2 protein-coding genes are annotated in these 2,108 nt (G+C 59.7%); both read right to left on the reverse strand.

Annotation, left to right across the window (positions count from 1 at the left end):
• Positions 1–18: 18 nt before the first annotated feature.
• A complete protein-coding gene (locus FEM54_RS31215) occupies positions 19–687 on the reverse strand; it encodes a DUF3313 domain-containing protein (protein ID WP_099549737.1) in 669 nt (222 codons plus the stop codon).
• Between the two features lie 216 nt (positions 688–903).
• The gene (locus FEM54_RS31220) at positions 904–1,902 is read right to left on the reverse strand and encodes a M14 family metallopeptidase (protein ID WP_138454134.1); all 999 of its coding nucleotides are present in this window, start codon (positions 1,900–1,902) and stop codon (positions 904–906) included.
• Positions 1,903–2,108: the final 206 nt, after the last annotated feature.

The raw sequence follows: 2,108 nt of genomic DNA on the forward strand, positions 1-2,108 counted from the left end.
AAGAGACAGAGTTAGTAGTCAGGGCTTTTTGAGCTTCACAAAGGACTGATGCAAGTCCGACGCCCAGCCGTCAATCACGCTTTTTACATCATCGGCCTTCATCACCTGCGAGTCGTTGGACAACGGCTTGCCGGTGCCTTTGCGCACCACCTGGGCAATTACTTTGCCGCTGCCACCGTCGAGGAACTGCGCCTCAGTGCCCAGGGTGGTTTCCTGGTCACGAATGCCGGTGCCGGTGCTCACTGCAGCAGCCACCAGCGCCACAGGGACATACTCGTAGGGCTTGAGACTTTCGGTCTTGCTGCTGACGGCGGTAATGGCCGCGCGCACCACGATCACACCTGGGCCTGGCGCGTTGGCCAGCGGCAGCGATTTGGCCAGCTCACGCTTGAGCGCCTGGTTGTAATAGGTGTTGATGCCGTTGAGGGTGCTGTCGGGAATTTTCGCGGTAGCTTGGGGCTTGGGGTAAAACTGCGTCGGTTCGATGAACACTGCCGTGAAGTTATTCAGACTCAGCTCGGGATCAACCCAACGCATCACCTCGGCCCCTGAAGGCGACTTCGCCTCTTTGAGGTGGCTGTAGTCCGCGAGAAAACCTGAATATTCGTCCGGTTGCGTTACCTTGCTGGCACAGCCGAGCATTGCGATTGCAACGCACAGCGTGCTGATCATTAGCCTTGATTTCATCATTGAACTCCCTGGCAGTCATCGTCGATGGTCCTGAACTGTAGGTATAGCCCACTTATTCATTGATCGAAGGCGACCTGGTTGCCGATTACGAGGGTAAATTGTGGGAGCGGGTTTGCTCGCGAATGCGGTGGGTCAGTCTACACGTCCTTCTCTATATACTCCGCTTTCGCGAGCAAGCCCGCGCCCACAAGGGTTATGTGTAGGTCTGGGGATCTAAGGGTCCAGCACACCGCCGCTGTAGCTGTCCGACAACCGTGTGCCGGTGAATTTGGCCACCACCGCCCCCTGGGCCACCCGGCGCTCACGGTGGCGTGTCACCATGCGGCCGGTTTGCGCTGCCTGCAAAAACACTTCCGAAGACGGGTCGCCAGGGCAGCCTATAATGCGCGCGAAACGCTCGCCCTCTTCAACCAGGTCACCCAGGCTTTTTTCAAACACCAGCACGCCGGCGCAGGACGCGAGGACGGTTTCCATGCAGCCCATGTCCACCACTTCGCCCTGCCATTCGCTGATCGTGGCGACTTCATCAATCATGCCATTGATGCACAGCCACGCCCACAGCCCGTCGGCGTCTTGTTGCGCGAGCGCATCGCTGACATCGGCCTGCCCGCGCAATTCGACAGTCGCGGCCAAGCGCGGCGCGCCATGGTTGATGATGGTTTCTTCAAAAGAGCCGTCACCGCCTTCATCCCAGACAATCACCACCTCGACCTGCAACGCGGCCGCCAGTGCCAGGCCTTGTTCAGGCCAGAAACTGCGATGAATGTAAAGGTACGGCAAGGCCTCATCGTCGGTATGCAGGTCCAGCACCAGGTCGGCGTCGGACGCCAACTGCACTAAACTTTTTTGCCAGTGCGCCAGGTTGCTCGCCGGGCGTTCCATGGCCAGGGAATGATCGAACGCACGGTTGAAATTCTGCCCGGTGGCCTCATGAAAACGCCCGAGCAATTTGCCCTGGCGAAACTGGCCAATGCCAAAGGGGTTGGCCTGGGGCACCACGGTCACACTGCCGCGCAGGCGGCCCTGGGCCTGACACGCCTGCAAGCGCGGCAGCAGTTGGTGCAGCACCAGCATTCCGGCGATTTCATCGGCGTGCACACCCGCTTGCAGGTGCACCTTGGGGCCACTGCCGTCGCCTTCAAAGCGCCAGGCGCCGATGTGCAGTGTGTTGCCGGCATCGCCTGGCACCTGCCACGAAAGGTCTTTTGCCATGCCTTGCCCTCCTCTGATCATTTAATCGCTAGAGATTGAACACACGTTCAATTAACCTGAGCACCCTGGTCTTTTATCAAAGGCATGCCCGTGACCATCGACCCTCCCAAACTGCGCCGCGCCGACCCCGATGAACGCCGCGACTTATTGGTTGCCGCGACCCTTACCTGCCTGGCCCCTGACGGCCACGCCGGGATTTCCCTGCG

The organism is Pseudomonas edaphica (genome assembly GCF_005863185.1).
Lineage (GTDB): Bacteria > Pseudomonadota > Gammaproteobacteria > Pseudomonadales > Pseudomonadaceae > Aquipseudomonas > Aquipseudomonas edaphica.

Excerpts from the sequence above, each read along its gene's own strand:
- FEM54_RS31215 (WP_099549737.1), bottom strand. The coding sequence starts at position 687 with ATGAAATCAAGGCTAATGATCAGCACGCTGTGCGTTGCAATCGCAATG.
- FEM54_RS31220 (WP_138454134.1), bottom strand. The coding sequence starts at position 1,902 with ATGGCAAAAGACCTTTCGTGGCAGGTGCCAGGCGATGCCGGCAACACA.